Annotated in this window: 12 protein-coding genes and 1 tRNA gene; 5 read left to right on the top strand and 8 right to left on the bottom strand. The window is 62.8% G+C overall.

Going from position 1 to position 16,336, the window contains the following annotated elements; genetic code table 11:
- Positions 1–35: 35 nt before the first annotated feature.
- Positions 36–791 carry a queuosine precursor transporter gene (locus I6A82_RS06945; protein ID WP_198094265.1) on the bottom strand — a complete coding sequence of 252 codons (756 nt, stop codon included), beginning with the start codon at positions 789–791 and terminating at the stop codon, positions 36–38.
- Positions 792–850: 59 nt separating this feature from the next.
- Here I6A82_RS06945 and I6A82_RS06940 point away from each other — a divergent pair.
- Positions 851–927 (top strand) — tRNA-Arg (locus I6A82_RS06940).
- A 2-nt stretch (positions 928–929) separates the two neighbouring features.
- On the opposite strand, the gene I6A82_RS06935 is transcribed toward I6A82_RS06940, so the two are convergent.
- From I6A82_RS06935 to I6A82_RS06920, 3 genes are all read right to left on the bottom strand, one after another.
- Positions 930–1,247 (bottom strand): hypothetical protein, encoded by a 318-nt coding sequence (locus tag I6A82_RS06935; RefSeq protein ID WP_198095657.1) that lies wholly within the window; start codon positions 1,245–1,247, stop codon positions 930–932.
- Positions 1,248–1,389: 142 nt separating this feature from the next.
- Positions 1,390–3,717: a transketolase gene (locus tag I6A82_RS06925; protein WP_198094263.1), complete on the bottom strand. Its 2,328-nt coding sequence runs from the start codon at positions 3,715–3,717 to the stop codon at positions 1,390–1,392.
- Positions 3,718–4,183: 466 nt separating this feature from the next.
- Complete coding sequence (locus tag I6A82_RS06920; protein WP_198094262.1) at positions 4,184–5,023, bottom strand: fumarylacetoacetate hydrolase family protein; 840 nt, start codon at positions 5,021–5,023, stop codon at positions 4,184–4,186.
- A 205-nt stretch (positions 5,024–5,228) separates the two neighbouring features.
- Between I6A82_RS06920 and I6A82_RS06915 the strand changes: the two genes are divergently transcribed.
- Positions 5,229–5,852 carry a retropepsin-like aspartic protease family protein gene (locus I6A82_RS06915; protein WP_198094261.1) on the top strand — a complete coding sequence of 208 codons (624 nt, stop codon included), beginning with the start codon at positions 5,229–5,231 and terminating at the stop codon, positions 5,850–5,852.
- Positions 5,853–5,871: 19 nt separating this feature from the next.
- On the opposite strand, the gene I6A82_RS06910 is transcribed toward I6A82_RS06915, so the two are convergent.
- Together I6A82_RS06910 and I6A82_RS06905 are read right to left on the bottom strand one after the other, a co-directional pair.
- The gene (locus I6A82_RS06910) at positions 5,872–6,807 is read right to left on the bottom strand and encodes a GGDEF domain-containing protein (protein WP_198094260.1); all 936 of its coding nucleotides are present in this window, start codon (positions 6,805–6,807) and stop codon (positions 5,872–5,874) included.
- A gap of 167 nt (positions 6,808–6,974) precedes the next feature.
- Positions 6,975–10,520: a PAS domain S-box protein gene (locus I6A82_RS06905; protein WP_198094259.1), complete on the bottom strand. Its 3,546-nt coding sequence runs from the start codon at positions 10,518–10,520 to the stop codon at positions 6,975–6,977.
- A gap of 150 nt (positions 10,521–10,670) precedes the next feature.
- Between I6A82_RS06905 and I6A82_RS06900 the strand changes: the two genes are divergently transcribed.
- The 3 genes from I6A82_RS06900 to mprF all read left to right on the top strand — a co-directional run bounded on the left by I6A82_RS06900 (position 10,671) and on the right by mprF (position 14,901).
- The gene (locus I6A82_RS06900) at positions 10,671–11,396 is read left to right on the top strand and encodes an alpha/beta fold hydrolase (RefSeq protein WP_198094258.1); all 726 of its coding nucleotides are present in this window, start codon (positions 10,671–10,673) and stop codon (positions 11,394–11,396) included.
- A gap of 46 nt (positions 11,397–11,442) precedes the next feature.
- Positions 11,443–12,222, top strand: a complete 780-nt coding sequence (locus tag I6A82_RS06895) for a transglutaminase-like domain-containing protein (RefSeq protein ID WP_198094257.1) — start codon at positions 11,443–11,445, stop codon at positions 12,220–12,222.
- Positions 12,223–12,312: 90 nt separating this feature from the next.
- Complete coding sequence (mprF, locus tag I6A82_RS06890; RefSeq protein ID WP_198094256.1) at positions 12,313–14,901, top strand: bifunctional lysylphosphatidylglycerol flippase/synthetase MprF; 2,589 nt, start codon at positions 12,313–12,315, stop codon at positions 14,899–14,901.
- Between the two features lie 3 nt (positions 14,902–14,904).
- Here mprF and I6A82_RS06885 read toward each other — a convergent pair whose 3' ends face one another.
- A complete protein-coding gene (locus tag I6A82_RS06885) occupies positions 14,905–15,543 on the bottom strand; it encodes a DUF1345 domain-containing protein (RefSeq protein WP_198094255.1) in 639 nt (212 codons plus the stop codon).
- Positions 15,540–16,265 carry an AcvB/VirJ family lysyl-phosphatidylglycerol hydrolase gene (locus tag I6A82_RS06880; RefSeq protein ID WP_198094254.1) on the bottom strand — a complete coding sequence of 242 codons (726 nt, stop codon included), beginning with the start codon at positions 16,263–16,265 and terminating at the stop codon, positions 15,540–15,542. Before I6A82_RS06880 ends, I6A82_RS06885 begins: the two co-directional genes overlap by 4 nt.
- Positions 16,266–16,336: the final 71 nt, after the last annotated feature.

Here is a 16,336-nt window from a genome sequence, read left to right as displayed (position 1 = left end):
GACAGGCGTCAAATGGTGCGAAAAAGATTGGCGGGCTACAGACGCGCGCGGAACGGCGTGAAATTCGTTCCCTCGTCGTAGAGGTCCAGCCCCTCGCGCCGCTTCAGAAATCCGACCACGGCGTAGGTGACGGGCGTCAGCGCCGCTTCCCAGCTCACCTTCAACAGCCAGTTGGTGATCATCACCGTCACCACTTGCGCCGTCTCCCACACGCCCAGAAAGGCGAGCGGATAGAAGATCAGGCTGTCCATCCCCTGCCCCGCAACGGTGGAGCCGATGGTGCGCGTCCACAGCCAGCGCCCGCCCGTCAGCAGCTTCATCTTGGCCATGACGAAACTGTTCACGAACTCGCCCGCCCAGAATGCCGCGATGGAGGCGAACACGATGCGCGGCACCTGCCCGAACACCTGCTCATAGGCCGCCTGCCCGTCCCATCCGTCCGCGGGCGGCAGGGCCACGACGACCCAGCTCATGAACGCCATGAACAGCACCGCAGCAAAGCCTGCCCAGATCACCCGGCGCGCGCGGGCATAGCCGTACACCTCGGTCAGCACGTCGCCGATCACATAGCCAATGGGGAAGAACAGGATGCCCGCGCCATACACCCATTGCTCTCCGAACAGCGTGACATAGGTGGGCTTCGCCGCGCCGATGACGTTGGAGAGCAGCAGGATGGTGACGAAGGCGGCCATCACGAAATCGAAATAACGCAAAGGCCGCGCGCCCAGCTCGCCCGCCGACATGCGCCGCGGCGCGGCCTCCGCCCCGCTTTTGTTGCCCTGCCCGTTCATGCCTGCGCGTTTACCGCTCTTTCAAACCGCGCGCAAAGCGGATAGTTCGTGGCCGCAACGCGCCCTTAGCTCAGTTGGATAGAGCACGAGACTTCTAATCTTGAGGCCGCAGGTTCGAATCCTGCAGGGCGCGCCACATTAGTAGTCAAACGAATCTTCGCCGCGCTGGCGAGCACAGGCTGTCAGCACGGCCGGCTGATAATCGCCCCCGCCCGTCTCACAGCCAACGCGCGGTAGCGAGCCTCGTGAAATAAGTGTTTTAGCCGCCGCGCCCGATGCCCGCCCTGCGGAATAGGTCAGGTCGACATGCGCGCCACTCAGCGTCTTGCACGCCTCGCCCGAACCGAGGATCTTGACCAGCGGACGCTTGAGCGAGCGACCGATCTCCGGCTTCGCGCCGGTCAGCGGTGATACCGCTAGCATACGCATCCACAACACCAAGACCGGAAAGATCATCGTCTCGGAACTCCCGCTGGAGGGCGGCGCAGCGGTAACCAGCGGCGATTTCGCGATTGAGGGCGTCGCGCCGATCCGGCTGCGCTTTACCGCGCAGAATCAGAAAAACAGAAAGCGTGTGCGCCGTCGAAGAATCGAGAGCTCAGTGCATGAACAGCTTTGCCATCGCATCCACCAAGGCATCAGAGTCGAGGCGATAGTCCCGGTATAGATCGACGAGATCGCCGGTCTGGCCGAACCGATCGACACCCAGGGGAGAGACGCGGCGACCGTCGACCCCGCCGAGCCAGGATAAAGCGCCGGGCGAGCCATCCAGCAAAGTGACGAGACTGGCCCCCGGCGTCAGCTGCCCGAGCAGGTTTTCGACATGCGATGCGCCAGCGCCTTGCTTTGCCATGCACGCGCTCCAGTCGCGGTGCAGCAGATCGGGCGAGGTTACGACCAGGAGGCCAAGGCCCGGCAGATCGTCGATCATCGCTTCCCAGCCTTCCAAAGCCTCGGACACCAGCGCGCCCATGGTGACGATAGCCGCTTCCGCGCCCTCGCCCGGCTCGCGCAGCCAGTAGGCGCCCTTGATCGCGCCCTCGCGCCAGCGGTCGTCCGTGCGCGCGATCTGCTTCACGGCGCGCGTGGTGAGCCGGAAATAGACCGATTCCCCCTCCGGCGCCTGGATCAGGCGGAGCGCTTCTTCCATCAGCACCGACAGTTCGTCGACGAAGGCCGGTTCATAATGCCGCAGGCCCGGCTGGCCCATCGCGATCAGCGGCGGATTGATCGACTGGTGCGCGCCGCCCTCCGGGCCCAGCGTCACGCCTGCCGGGGTGGCCACCAGAATGAACCGCGCATCCTGATAACAACCGTAATTCAGGGCATCGAGGCCGCGCGCGATGAACGGATCGTAGATCGTCCCGATCGGCAGCAGCCTCTCGCCGAACAGCGCGCCCGACAGCCCCATGGCGGCGAGTGCGAGGAACAGATTGTTCTCCGCAATGCCCAGTTCCAGATGCTGGCCCGCGGTATCGCCCTCCCATTTCTGCGCAGACGGAATGCGCGCCTTGCGGAACACATCGTCCATCTGCTGCCGCCGGAACAGGCCGCGCTGATTGACCCATGCGCCGAGATTGGTCGACACGGTGACATCGGGCGATGTGGTGATGATCCGGTCCGCCAGCGGTGAGCCGCCCTTGGCGAGATCCAGCAGGATCTTGCCGAACGCGGTCTGGGTGGACTGCTCATCCCCTTCCGGCACGGGCAACGCGGGCACGTCGAAGCGGGCGGGGCTGACTTGCGCTTTCTCGCGCGAGATGTTGCAGCTTTCCACCAGAGCGCGCAGCGCACCCTCTATATTGTCACCCACCCCGGCATAGGGATCCCACTCCCGGCCCTCTGCGATGCCCATCCGGTCCCGCAGCGCCTCGATCTGGCCGGGGTTCATCAGCCCTGCATGATTGTCCTTGTGGCCAGCAAACGGCAGCCCATAGCCCTTGATGGTGTAGGCGATGAACAGCGTGGGGGTGTCGTCGTCCGCATCGTCGAAGGCTTCGGTCAGGCTTTCCATGCAATGACCGCCGAGGTTCGTCATCAGACGCGCCAGCGCATCGTCGTCGCGCCGCTCAAGCAGATCTGCAACGCCCGGCTCGAAGCCGATGTCGCGGGTAAGCCGCGCGCGCCATTGCTCCCCGCCCTGATAGGTCAGCGCCGCATAATCGGCGTTGGACTGGCTATCGATCCACCCGCGCAAGGCCTCGCCGCCCGGCTCCTGAAACGCCTCTTCCATCAGCTTGCCATATTTCAGCGTAACGACGCGCCAGCCGCAGGTGCGGAAGATGTCGTCGAACCGGCGGAACATGCGGTCGGCGGTGGTATGGTCGAGCGACTGGCGGTTGTAATCGACGATCCACCAGCAATTGCGCACGTCGTGCTTGTAGCCCTCGATCAGGCATTCGTAGATATTGCCTTCGTCGAGCTCGGCATCGCCCATCAGCGCGACCATACGTCCCGTCTTCGCGCTGTCGAGCGCGCCGTGGGCCACCAGATAATCCTGAACCAGGCTGGCAAAGGCGGTCACCGCCACGCCGAGGCCGACCGAGCCGGTGGAGAAATCGACCGGGATCCGGTCCTTCGTCCGGCTGGGATAGCTCTGCGCCCCGCCGAACCCGCGAAACGCCTCCAGCTGCTCGCGCGTCTGACTGCCTAGCAGATAATGGATCGCGTGGAGCACCGGCCCGGCATGCGGCTTAACCGCGACCTTGTCGTTGGGGCCGAGCGCATGGAAATAGAGCGCAGCCATGATGCTGCTGATCGAGGCGCAACTGGCCTGATGCCCGCCCACCTTCAGCTGGTCCCGGCTTTCGCGGACATGATTGGCGTTGTGGATCGTCCACGCAGAAAGCCAGCGCAGACGGTGATCGAGCGTTTCCAGCAAAGCAATATGATCCGGCTGCGTTTTCGGCCTCAATTGTGTCTTCATCACTTATCCTGAGTGGGTGGGCTGCGGCGGTATTAGGGTCATTGCTTCCGGAAATGAACGTCGTGCTGGCATGCCAGCATTAATACTAGGGTCGGATGGCCTTAAAGATTACGGACGCCACAACTCGTGCGCGGCGTGCCTAATCGCGGCATTGCCGAAGACCATGCAAAGCGGAAGGCATAGGGCATTGGACCGGGCTAATGAAGCATTGAGCGACGCCGATATTGCAGCCTTCCAGCCTCGCTGCTCTTGAGAAAGTCCACGCTTTATTTTCGCGCGAAACTTGGGGCGACGCGGCGGCGACGAAGAAACCAGAAAGAGCCGGAAGCCGTTGCAGCGACAGCGCTCCGATTGACGACCTGGGCGACTAGCACCGTGCGATACCAATCGACCATGCGCTGCAGATCGGCGCTCAGGAGATCGATCGCGGTTAAGCGTACTGAGCGGATGTTCACGATGCTAACTCCTACTCTTTCTCACCGATGATCGGATTGGACAAGATTCCGAGCCTGCCGATCTCGACTTCGATACGGTCCCCCGTTTTCATCCAAAGTTTAGGGTCGCGCGCCGCGCCCACACCGCCGGGCGTTCCCGTCGCGATGACGTCGCCCGGCCGTATTTCCCATATCTGCGAGACATAAGCGATCAGCGCCTCCACACCGAACAGCAAGTCATTGACCGGCGCGTGCTGAACCACCTCCCCATTCAGGCGAGTGGTGAGAAGAAGATTGCGTATATCGCCCACCTCGTCGGCTGTTACCAGCCAAGGACCGAAGCCGCCGGATCGATCGAAATTTTTTCCCGGCAGAAATTGCGATGTGTGTCGCTGGAAATCGCGAATGGAGCCATCGTTGAAGCATGCATATCCCGCGACATGTTCCAGCGCCCGCTCCTCCGGAACATGGCGGCCCGATTTGCCGATGATGACCGCGAGCTCCCCCTCGAAATCGAAAGCGCTGGACACCCGCGGACGCACGATCGGCTCGCCATGGCCGACAAGCGAAGACGGATGACGAGAAAACAGGATCGGATAAGCGGGCGCCTCACGACCGGTCTCTTCAATGTGCCGTTTGTAATTGAGACCTACGCATAGGATCCGCCCGGATTCAGGGACCGGCGGAAGAAGTGTCACCTCCGACAGCGCCATGTCAGGCTCGCCCGTTTCGAGATTTTGGAGCGGCCCCGGATTTTCAAGCACATCCGTAAGCGGTAGGCCCCCCAGCCTATCTCTCGCCGAAATGATACCGTCCCCGGCGATGATGCCGTAGGATACGCAATGGTTGTGAAAAAAGCTGACGATTTTCATGCTACCTGTCCTTGCTCGATCGAGAAATGAAGAATGGCTCCTGAGCGCCGTACATAGGATCACCGCCCGGCAAGGGGGAAGCCAAAGGAACGTGGCGACATCACGGCAGGAGTCAGCGCAAAAGCGTCTGCGATGCGCAAAGGATCTGCAGCAACAAGGTCGCCGATAGCTGGCAGCAGGCGGGCGGCGTTCCTATCTTGCGGCGATGAACATCGCGGCGGATCCTCAATGGCAACAATTGGCGCTCTATGCGCTGGGCATCGCGCTGGTGCTCATGCTGCTGTTTCGCCTTCCGTTCGTCGGACGGGCGTTTCGCGCGCTTTTTTCGCTAGGGCTGCTGGCCTTGGCTGTTTTCATTGTGTTGCAGCAGGCACCCTATGATCCTGCGCTATCGCGCGTGACTCAGACACTGGGGCTGGACCGGCAGGAAGTGACCGGAGACGAGGTGCGCATTCAGATGGCGTCGGATGGGCATTTCTGGGCCGACGCCGTGATCGACGGCGTCGAGCGGCGGATGCTGATCGACAGCGGCGCAACGGTTACGGCGCTTAGCGGCGAAACCGCCGCAGCGGCCGGGGTGGAGCGCGGCGGAAATCTGCTGCCGACGATGATCCGCACCGCCAACGGAACCGTTCAGGCCGAAACCGGCACCATCCGGCAACTGGAGCTGGGCGGCATCGAGGCGCGCGATCTGAAGGTGGTGGTCTCGCCCTCGCTCGGCGTCGATATTCTGGGCATGAACTTTTTGTCGCAGCTCAAAAGCTGGCGCGTGGAAGGACGGACGCTGATCATGGAGCCGCCGGCACCTGTCGATACAATCGCGAGCTGAGCGACGCAGCCGAACGGCTTTATTTGCTGGCCTTGGCCACCACAATCTGGTCGCGGCCCGCATCCTTCGCTTCATAGAGCGCCGCGTCGGCGCGCGCGATCGCGTCTTCCACGCCGCCCTTACCGATAACGGCAAGACCTGCGGAAAAAGTTACCTTTCCAATCCGTTTACCGCTGTCGCGCGATCGGAAGTGGCGCTCCCTCAGGGCCTCCGCCGCCTCCTCGATCAGCGCTTTGGCAGCTTTGGAACCTGTGCCAGAAAGCAGTGCGAGAAATTCCTCGCCGCCCCAACGCGCGATTTCATGAGATTCCAGGCAATCGCTGAGCGATGACGCAACGACTTTCAGGATCCTGTCGCCGACCGCATGGCCGTGGCCATCATTCAGTTGCTTGAAGTGATCGAGATCGATCATCACGATCGTATCGCCCGCTCCAGCGGCTGCGAGCTGAGCCTCGATGCCGCGGCGATTCAGCAGTCCCGTGAGCGCATCGCGCCCGGCATTGCCGCGCTCCGCCTCGACTTCCTGACGTAGCTCCTGAATCTGGGCGAGCGCGGAGGCGAGCTGTCTCTCGGTCGCCTCCGTACGGTCGATCATGTCGCGTACCTGGCTGATCAGCGGTTCAGGCGCTTGGTACAGACCGCCCAGATCGGAGGTGAGGCCTTTGCCAAACTGTTCGTTGGCACTGGCCGCGCGCGCCGTCAGTTCGGCCAAGTGACGCGCCTGTTGCCGCAGCTCTAGGCGCTCATGCTGGCCCGCATCGGCATTATTCCCATCCGCCGGTTCGAGCGACGCGCGAAGCTCAAGAATGCCAGCGTCGGTCAATTGCACCCCGCTCATCAACAACGCATCGACGGCCTTGGCCAGCAGCTTGTCGGGGGCGGCAAAATATTCGTGGATCGTCGCGTAATTTTCCGGGGAGTCGCTCAGTCCATGGTCGGTGAGGAACTTCAGCACCGCAAAGCCGCCGCCGGGCCGAGGTTTTTCCTCAGCAACACGATTTCGCTTCGGTTGAAAGAATGCCAACCCGGCCAAAATCTTGTTTCCCCTCGTTTTCGCAATCCTGCTAACATGAATAGATTAGAAAATCATTGCACTTTCACAACGGCCGAAGATCCGGAGTGTCACGCAGCTTGCCGCAACAAAGTGACGGCTTCCTCCATGAGCGCAGCGCGCCCCTCGGCCGCCCCTTCTTTCAGTGCAAGCTCGATTTCGCGCGCGCGGATGCCCAGATCGTCCTCGCCGAAAAATCCGGCCGTGCCTGCAATCTTGTGAAGTTCGCCGGCAAGATCTTCGATCCCGGCGTCTTCGAACCGGTTTTCGCGCAGCGCCTTGGAGAACATCTCGAGCGCCTGCGCCTTGCGTTCGGCATAGCGATCCTTGAGCGATGGTCGCGGCGACTTGGCCGGCTTTGATGGAACTGCGGAGGGCACCGCTCCCGCACCCCAGCGACGCACCGAGGCAAGAAAATCGCGCGGATGCAGCGGTTTGGCGAGGTGCCCCTGCATGCCCGCACGCCGGCAGTTTTCGATATCTTCCGCAAAAGCGTTGGCGGTGAGCGCGACGATCGGCAGCTGCTGCGCGTCAAAACCCTTTTTACGCAGTAGCTTCGTGGCCGAAATGCCGTCCAAACGCGGCATCTGCATGTCCATCATGATCATCGCGAAGGGTTCACCGGCCGCCGCGGCCGCCTCCACCTTCTCTACCGCTTCCTGCCCGTCTTCGGCAATGACGATGTCGATGCCCAGGCCCTGCGCCATCTGGCGTACCAGTTCCTGGTTGATGTCGTGATCCTCGGCCACGAGCACGCGGCCGATTTGGTACGGGACCAGGTCGCTGGGCGAATCCGCAGCCGCACCGGTGTCAATTTCCTGCGGCGCTTCGGCGATGAGCAACGGAATTTCCAGCATGAAGGTGGAGCCTTCCCCGATCTTGCTCCGGACGGCAATCCGCCCGCCCATCATGCGTGCAAGCTGGTTGCTGATGGCGAGGCCCAGCCCCGTTCCACCGAACTTCCGCGCGATACCGGAATCGGCCTGCGCAAACTGATCGAATATCTGTTCCAGCCGGTCGGATTCGATGCCGATGCCGCTGTCCTGCACCGATATTTGCAACAGCTTTCCGCCTAGACCCTGACAGACGGAAGCGTGGATACGCACCTCTCCCTCGTCGGTAAATTTTACGGCATTGCCGACGAGATTGAAGATAATCTGCCGGAGCCGCAGCTTATCGCCCAACACCCATTCCGGCACGTCGGGATCGATTTCCGCCACGATGTTCACGCCCTTCGAGGTAGCAATGCCTTGCATCAACCCGGTGACCGATTTGAGCTTGTGCCGGATCTTCAGCGGTTCTTCGACAACCGTCATCTGGCCGGCCTCGATCTTCGCCATGTCCAGAATATCGTTGAGCAACCGCATCATCGCGCGTCCCGATTCGGCGATCAGTTCGATATTGCTGCGCTGCTGGTCGTTCAGCTCTCCGGCGAGCACCAGCTCGGTAAATCCGATCACCCCGTTCATCGGGGTACGGATTTCATGGCTCATATTGGCAAGGAATTCGCTTTTTGCGCGCGCCGCCTGCTCAGCCCGCGCGCGGGCTTCGCGAAGGTCCGCTTCCAGAGACTTGGTGTGGCTGATATCGCGGATCGAAACCACGATTTCGCTGGGCGCGTTCGTTTCGGAATCGCGAACGAGACCGCAATTTGCCTCCACCCATATCCATCGGTCCTCGTCGCGAAGGCTGCGCGCCCGATAGGCCAGGATCAGATCATCCTTATTACCGGCAGCAAGGTCATGAAACGCGGATATTACCGCGTCATGATCGTCCGGATGAAAGCCCGTCAACATATTCTGGCCGATCAAATAGTGCCTCGGCAGGCCCAGCAGATCACCGCTGGACGGGGAAGCATAAGTGCAGATGCCGCCGAGCGTGAGGCGCATCACGGCGTCCGTCGCGTTGTCGGCGAGCGTTTTCAGCTCCTGCTCGCGCTGTTTGAGTTCGCCTTCAGCCTGCCTGCGCTCCGTGAAGTCGATGCACACGCCGATAAAGCCTTCCACCTCGCCATCGGCGGCACGGTCAGGGCGCCCTAGCGCCGTGGTCCAAGCGACGCTGCCGTCTGAATGTACCCAACGGAAGTCGCCTTCATAGTCCCGTTCCTCGGCCACCGCGGTACCCCAGTCGGCGAAGACCCGTTCGACATCATCCGGATGAATGGCGTTCGCCCAGCCCTCGCCCTCCCACTGGCCGTCTTCCAGACCGGTAATCTCTTTCCAGGCCTCGTTCACATAGTTGCACTGACCGTCCGCGTCGGTGCGGAAGATACCGACAGGCGCAATCTTGGCGAGTTCCTCGAAGCGGCTCTCGCTTTGCTGAAGGGCACGCTCCTGAAGCACCCGCGTGGTGACATCGCGAATACTGCCGATCGTTCCCGCAAAACCGCCATGGGCGTCAGCCTGGCGGCGCACGACCAGCTCGATATGGTGCACCTCCCCACTCCGGTCGCAAAAACGCTGCGGAAGGGTGATGTGTTCGATCTCTCCGGTATAAATTTTCCTGTAGATGGGCCTGGCCGCCTCCTTATCCTCTTCGACCAGCAGGGCTGAGGTTTTCCAGCCGAGGCTTTCCTTGACCGAATATCCGGTCATTTCTTCCCAAGCGCTGTTGAGAAAAACCCAGCGGCCTTCGGTGTCGGTCTTGAACACCACCTCACCTATATTCTCCAGCACCTGATCTAGCAGATCCCGGCTTTCGGTGAGCTGTTGCGCGATCGCCGCCCGTCCGCGCAGGACACTCGCCACCGGCAGTCCGATTACGAAGCAGGTTGCCAGGAAAAGTTGGAGGGTAGCGAATTCATAGGCCAGATCGTCCTTCACCAGCGTGACCGGTCCGCTGCCGAGCAGCGTTGCCGCTGTCGCCACGATCGAAACGATAAGGATCGAGACTGCCGTGCCCAGCATGCCTGTTCGAAACGCAGCCACCAGCACAATCGGCGCTGCCAGAAACAGGAAGGGATAGCGCGACTGGCCGAAGATCGCGGCAGTGGACAGCAATGTGCCCAGGACAAGCCAGATCCACTTTCGAACTTCACCGGGAAGCGGACGGCGACGCGCGCGCCAGCTATCGATGAAGATCATAACCGTGGGCGCCAGCGTCGCCATCGCCAGCGCGTGGGCGCTATACCATTTGAACGCGCTGGAAACCGAAAATTCCGCGCCGGCTCCTGCCATCGCTACGCCCGGCAACACGCAGGAAAGAGCCGGGACCGCGGCAGCCACCAGCAACATGGTATTGAGATTGCTGGCGACCCCGATATCGGGCCTGCTGCCGCACAGGCGCTGCATCAGCGCCCCGGCGACGATCACCTCCGCCACATTGCCCAATGCCAGCGCCAGCGCGGTAATCGGCAAGTCGCCCACGGCCAGATTGATCGCAATGTTGGTGAGGAAACCGGCCAGCAGATAAAGAGCGGCCTGCGCCTGACTCACCCGCAGCATCAGCGCCAGCAGGATCGCATTGGGCAGCCACACGGCGGCGATGCGGCCATCCAGATAGGTCAGCTGGATGCCCTGATAGCCGACAACGGCATAAATCAGCACCAGCGCCGCCAGCGACAGAATGAAGGTGAAGCGGCCATGGCCGCCGCGCAGAGACGGGACAGAGCGGTTCATGGTCGCCACCCCTGTCAAAAAATGGTTAATCAATCGGTAACGTTGTCTGGAGTGGCGGCGGCGGCCCGCTTGGTCTAGGCCGCATAGCTATGGAAAGTTTCATCCCAGCCCACCCTATCCGCACCCGCCAGTCGCCGGGGGGCCGCTGACATGGCGCGCTTCGTCCTTCTCGCTGGAGCATGGCATTCCGCTTGGTGCTGGGAGACGCTGGCCCCACTGCTCGAGGCGCGCGGCCACACCGTACTGACCCCGGATCTCGCCGGCATGGCGCGCGGACAGCCGCAAGTGGCCGATGCGATGACGATCGCCGCATGGGCGGATGACATCGCCGAGTTGATCGAGAAGCAGGACGAGCCCGTAATTCTGGTCGGCCACAGCCGCTCCGGCCTCATCATCAGCGAGGTAGCCGAGCGCGCGCCGGACAAGATCGCCCGGCTGGTCTATCTCGCCGCCTTCCTGTTGCCGGACGGCGCGTCCATCGGCCGGACCGCCGGCACGATCGATCGCGGGGTGACACCGGACGTGCTGGAACCCGCCGCCATGGAAGGCTTCGTAACCGTGAAGCGCGGACTTGCCGTACCGTTGTTCTACAATGCCTGCGGCGCGCAGGATGCCGCCGCCTCGGTCGACCGGCTGGTGCCCGAACCGCAGTCGAGCTTCGCCACGCCCGCCGCGCTCAGCCAGGAGCGCTATGGCAGCGTACCGCGCGGCTATGTCGAATGCAGCGATGACCATGCCGTGCCGCTCGACCTGCAGCGCGCGATGCAGGCCGCTTTACCGTGCGATCCCGTGGTGACGCTGGAGAGCGACCATTCGCCCTTCTATTCCACTCCGGAAGCGCTTGCCGACGCGCTGGAGACGATGGCGAAGGTCTGATCTGACAATAAGGAGCCAAAGCGGCCCAGCGACCGTTCAGACCTCCATGAGAATTCGCATCCATTCGCAGCTCGATTATAATTTCGAAGCTTCCACCGATCTTCTGCTGCAACTGGAGGCGGCGATGATCCCGGAACAGTTTGTCGAGCAGGCGCATATCGCGCTGCCGCCCAAGCTGGAACATTTCGCCCGCGTTCCCGCCCATAACGATATCGGCGAGCGGCTATGGCTGCGCACATCGGGCAATGTCGTGATCGATTACAACGCCGTCGTGCGGATCGACCGTGTGCTGGCCGATGTCTCCACCCTGCCCGCCGTACCTCCGCACCAATTGCCGGGCGAGACGATCGAGTATCTCTGGCCCTCCCGCTTCTGCCCGTCGGACCAGTTTCAAAGCTTCGTCGAGGCCGAGTTCGGCGATCTGCAAGGCGGCGCCAAGGTGGCGGCAATGCTGGACTGGATTGCGGACCGCTTCTCCTACGTCCCCGGCTCCAGCGGACCGGACACCACCGCGCTGGAAAGCTTCGTGAAGCGCGAGGGTGTGTGCCGCGATTATGCGCATGTGATGGTCACCCTCGCGCGCGCCGCGGCGATCCCCGCGCGCGTGGCCGCAGTCTATGCGCTCGGCGTCGAGCCACAGGATTTTCACGCGGTGGCGGAGGTTTTCCTCGGCGGCAGCTGGCACCTTGTCGATGCCACGCGCATGGCCGAAGAGGGCGGCATGGCCAAGATCGGCGTGGGCCGCGACGCCGCCGACGTCTCCTTCCTCACCGCCTACGGCTCGGCGCACATGAACGCGCAGACCGTCGAGGTCGAGCCCGCCTGACTTCCTGACGCGGACAGGCTTCGCCTGTTGCCCTCGTCGCGCTAAGAGCGGCGGAGAATCGGAACTGGGCAAAGGCGGTAGGGTGTTCGCATGGACGAGGTGACCGACACCGCCGGCAGTGCGATAACCCGCGCCCGGGCGTTCCTGACGCGATACAAGACGCCGCTCAGCCTGCTGGTCATGATCGTCGTGACCGCACTCGGCCTCCTGGCGGTGCACGCGCTGTCGAAGGAAATCCACGTTTCCGACTTGCGGCGGCAGCTGCGATCCATTCCGCCTGTCCACATCCTCCTGGCCTTGCTGTTCACCGCAGGCAGCTTCACCTGCCTGACGCTCTACGATTTTCTGGCACTGCGTACGATCGGCCGTCCGCAGCCCTATCCCCTCGCGGCCAAGGGCGGCGCGATGAGCTATGCCGTGGGCAATATGCTCGGCCTCTCGCTGCTGACCGGCGGATCTGTCCGCATGCGCATTTATGGTGCGGCCGGCATATCGCCCGAAGACGTCGCCCGCGTAATCGCGATTGCCGCGCTCACCTTCTGGACGGGCATTTTTTCCGTTTTCGCGATGGTCCTGCTGGTCCGGCCCGGTGCGCTTTCGCTGGGCGGCTTCAATGTGCCGGACTGGACGCAAATCGCCATTGCCGCCGCGATCCTTGGCGGGCTCGCCATCGCCGTAATCCTGTCGTTCCGGGGCCTGCGGCAGGTAAAACTCGGTCCGCTATCCTTGCCGTTGCCCAGCCCCGGCATCGGTATGGCCCAGCTTGCTACCGCCGCCATCGACATCGGCTGTTCTGCGGCGGTGCTGTTCGTGCTGGTGCCGGGCCTTGGCTGGGAGAGCTATCCGACGCTTCTGACGGCCTATGTCATCGCGCTGATCGTCGCGGCGTTGACCCATGCGCCCGGCGGCCTGGGCGTGTTCGAAACGGTCATCCTGGTCGCGCTGCCGCAGATCGACAAATCCGGCCTGCTGTCCGGCCTTATCGCCTATCGCCTGATCTATTACGTCCTGCCGTTCCTGCTCGCGCTCGGCACTCTCGCGGCAAGCGAGGGCGCGCGGCTCCACCGCCATCTGGGGCAGGTGGCGCGCGGATCGCGCTTCGTCGCCACCTCGATCGCGCCGTTCGCGATGGGATCGCTGGTATTCGCTGCCGGGGCCATCCTCCTGCTGAGCGGATCGCTGCCTACCCTGCCTGATCGTCTGCGCACGGTGCGCGAAGTGCTGCCGATGCTGGTGGTGAACTTCTCGCACCTGGTTGCCAGCCTGATCGGTACGCTGCTCCTTTTCGTCGGCTATGGTCTTTACCGGCGGCTCGATGCGGCGCGGCACGCGGCCAGCCTGTTGCTGCTTGCCGGTGCGCTCTTCGCGCTGATGCGCGGCATCGATTATGAGGAAGCTGCAACGCTGCTGATCGTGTTCGGCCTCCTGCGCTGGACCGGCCCGGCCTTTTACCGCCGCACCGCGTTTTCGGCCGAACCACTGTCGCGCCGCTGGCTGGCGGCCGTGATCGTGGTGGTCCTGCTCAGCGCATGGCTCGGCATGTTCGCCTATAAGAATGCGGCTTATAATGGGGATTACTGGTGGGAACTGGGCCGCGGCGGAGATGTGCCGCGTTTCGTACGCGCGCTGGTCCTCGCCGCATTGGTGGCGGTGGGCATTGCGATCTGGCGGCTTGCCGCACCGCATCATATTCGACAGTCGGTCGACCAATTGCCCGAGGACGTCTGGACCGGGGCGCTTGCGGTGACCGGCAATGCGGAAGCGCATCTCGCCCGAACCGGAGACAAGCGCTTCCTCATCAGCGACGATGGCACCGCCTTTCTGATGTATCAGGTGCAAGGACGCAGCTGGATCGCGATGGGCGATCCCGTCGGCCCGGCGGAACGCTGGAGCTCGCTGATGTGGCGTCTGCGCGAAACCGCGGACCGCGAACAGGGCCGCGCCGTCTTCTATCAACTATCCGCCGAGGCACTGCCGCACGCCATCGATCTGGGGTTAGGCCTCATGAAACTGGGCGAGGAAGCGCGCATCGATCTGGGCGCGTTCACCTTGCAGGGCGGCGCGCGCAAGAGCCTGCGCAACACGCATGGCCGGATGGAGCGCGAGGGTCTGCGCTTCGAGGTGCTGGAGGGCGAGCGGCTGGAGGCGGAATATGACGCGCTGACTGCGCTTTCGGATGCCTGGCTCGCCGACAAGAAGCAGAAGGAGAAGCGCTTCAGCCTGGGCCGGATGGACCGGGACTATATTCTGGGCGGGCCCGTCGCGATCGTTCGCGATCCGCAAGGGCAGATTACCGCCTTCGCCAATCTCTGGACGCTGCCGGGGCGCGAAGAGCTATCGATCGACCTTATGCGCCATGCGCCGGAGGCGCGCAGCGGCACGATGGACTATCTGTTCACCGAAATGTTCCTTTGGGGACAGACACAAGGGTATCGCTGGTTCAACCTTGGCATGGCGCCCCTGTCCGGTATCGAGAACCGCCGCCTCGCCCCCCTCTGGGCACGCGCGGCCGGACTGCTCTATCGGCATGGCGAGGTGCTCTACGGCTATGAAGGTCTGCGCGCCTATAAGGAGAAATTCCGGCCGATCTGGCGATCGCGCTACATGGCCGCGCCGCGCGGGATCGGGATGGCTCAGGCACTGATCGACACGACGCTGCTCGTTTCCGGCAAGGCCTGAGCGCTATCCGCTGCCTGCCAGAATGTTCACGGCGAGCGCAATCGCACCGACGTTGAACAGAAATGCGCCCAGCGCGTGGAACAGCGTCAGACGCCGCATCGCGCCGGTGGTGGTATCGACGTCGCTGGTTTGAAACGTCATGCCGATGGTGAACGCGTAATAAGCAAATTCCCAATAGCCCGGCTGCTTCTCATGCGGAAATTCCAGCCCGCCGCGGTCCTCTCCGTTCTGCGATCCATAATAGAGGTTCGCATAATGTAGCGTCATCGCCATGTTCGCGAAGATCCAGGCATCGACCAGCGCGATCGCGCCGATCAGGGTGCGCGCGAGCCCGCCCTTGGAGCCGGTAATTTCCGCTGTGATCGCGCCGAGCACGACCAGCATGACGAGCGCCATAATCACCAAAAACAGCCGTGCCCCGGCATCATTCTGTTCGGCGCGGCGGCGAATGTCCTCGACAGCGGAGCCGCGCACCTGCTTCATGAGATATCCGTAAAAAAGCAGCGTGGCAGCACAGAAGGACACGAGGCCCGCCTCCACCGGATCGAGCAGCAGTCCTGCGCCCGCTCCGAACCCAGCCCAGGCGATGAGAAACAATTTGAACGCGCCATGGCCGCCGAGGCCGCGCGGACCTTCGCTCACAGTCCCCGCGCCCGCTGCGCGATCGCATTGCTCAGCGCGCGGTAAACGGCTTCGGAATCCTTATCGAGATAATGCCCGCCTGGTAGAGCGACATGCGCGATGTTGGGCTGCGTCATGACGCTGCAGAGCGAATGATCCTCGGTCTCGCCATGGATGCAGACGCCGGGCACCCAGGTCAGTTCCCGCGCGCTGGGCGCGGCGGGCAGATCGGGCGGCGACCAGTTGAAGATTTCCGCGGGCGATGCCTTCAGGAACACCGTGTCCGTGGGCACCACGAGGCCGACGAACGCTACATGCTTGCGCAGCGCTCGCGGCATGGCGGGAAGGCCCAGATGCAGCGCATCGGCCCCGAAAGACTGCCCGATCAGGACGACTTTCTCCACACCGAAATCGCGCATCGTGCGCCTGGTGATATCCTGCACGATCGCATTCACGTCTTCCGGCGTGCGGCGATGGCGGAACCAGCTGAGCGAATTGAAGCCCAGCACCGGCACGCCGTCATTGACGAAGCCTCTGGCAATTTGCGGCCCCATTCCGGCGTTGAAGCCCATATCCCCTGACAGGAAGGCGATCGCATAATCCGGTTTCTGCGCCCCTTCGGGAGGGCGCATCACCGTGAAAGGATCATCCGAGAAATAGCCGAGATAGGTGACGTAAGCACTGCCGCCGATCAGCAGCAGGCCGATCAAAGCGACAAAGCCGATAGCGATTTTCTTCAGCATGGCACACCGTGCCGGATGAGCGCAGGGAGAGAAGAGAGAAGCATCGATCGATGGCCTTCTGTAGGTTATTT

Origin of the sequence: Novosphingopyxis sp. YJ-S2-01, from assembly GCF_016093175.1 — a bacterium.
In the GTDB taxonomy this organism is placed as follows: Bacteria; Pseudomonadota; Alphaproteobacteria; order Sphingomonadales; family Sphingomonadaceae; genus Novosphingopyxis; species Novosphingopyxis iocasae.
Note: the sequence above shows the minus strand (reverse complement) of the source record. Positions and strands in the feature narration are given on the sequence as shown.

Bases quoted from the DNA above. Each gene is read 5' to 3' on its own strand.
- I6A82_RS06925 (WP_198094263.1), bottom strand. From the start codon at position 3,717: ATGAAGACACAATTGAGGCCGAAAACGCAGCCGGATCATATTGCTTTG.
- I6A82_RS06915 (WP_198094261.1), top strand. From the start codon at position 5,229: ATGAACATCGCGGCGGATCCTCAATGGCAACAATTGGCGCTCTATGCG.
- I6A82_RS06895 (WP_198094257.1), top strand. From the start codon at position 11,443: ATGAGAATTCGCATCCATTCGCAGCTCGATTATAATTTCGAAGCTTCC.
- I6A82_RS06935 (WP_198095657.1), bottom strand. From the start codon at position 1,247: ATGATCTTTCCGGTCTTGGTGTTGTGGATGCGTATGCTAGCGGTATCA.
- I6A82_RS06920 (WP_198094262.1), bottom strand. From the start codon at position 5,023: ATGAAAATCGTCAGCTTTTTTCACAACCATTGCGTATCCTACGGCATC.
- I6A82_RS06905 (WP_198094259.1), bottom strand. From the start codon at position 10,520: ATGAACCGCTCTGTCCCGTCTCTGCGCGGCGGCCATGGCCGCTTCACC.
- I6A82_RS06945 (WP_198094265.1), bottom strand. From the start codon at position 791: ATGAACGGGCAGGGCAACAAAAGCGGGGCGGAGGCCGCGCCGCGGCGC.
- mprF (WP_198094256.1), top strand. From the start codon at position 12,313: ATGGACGAGGTGACCGACACCGCCGGCAGTGCGATAACCCGCGCCCGG.
- I6A82_RS06900 (WP_198094258.1), top strand. From the start codon at position 10,671: ATGGCGCGCTTCGTCCTTCTCGCTGGAGCATGGCATTCCGCTTGGTGC.
- I6A82_RS06880 (WP_198094254.1), bottom strand. From the start codon at position 16,265: ATGCTGAAGAAAATCGCTATCGGCTTTGTCGCTTTGATCGGCCTGCTG.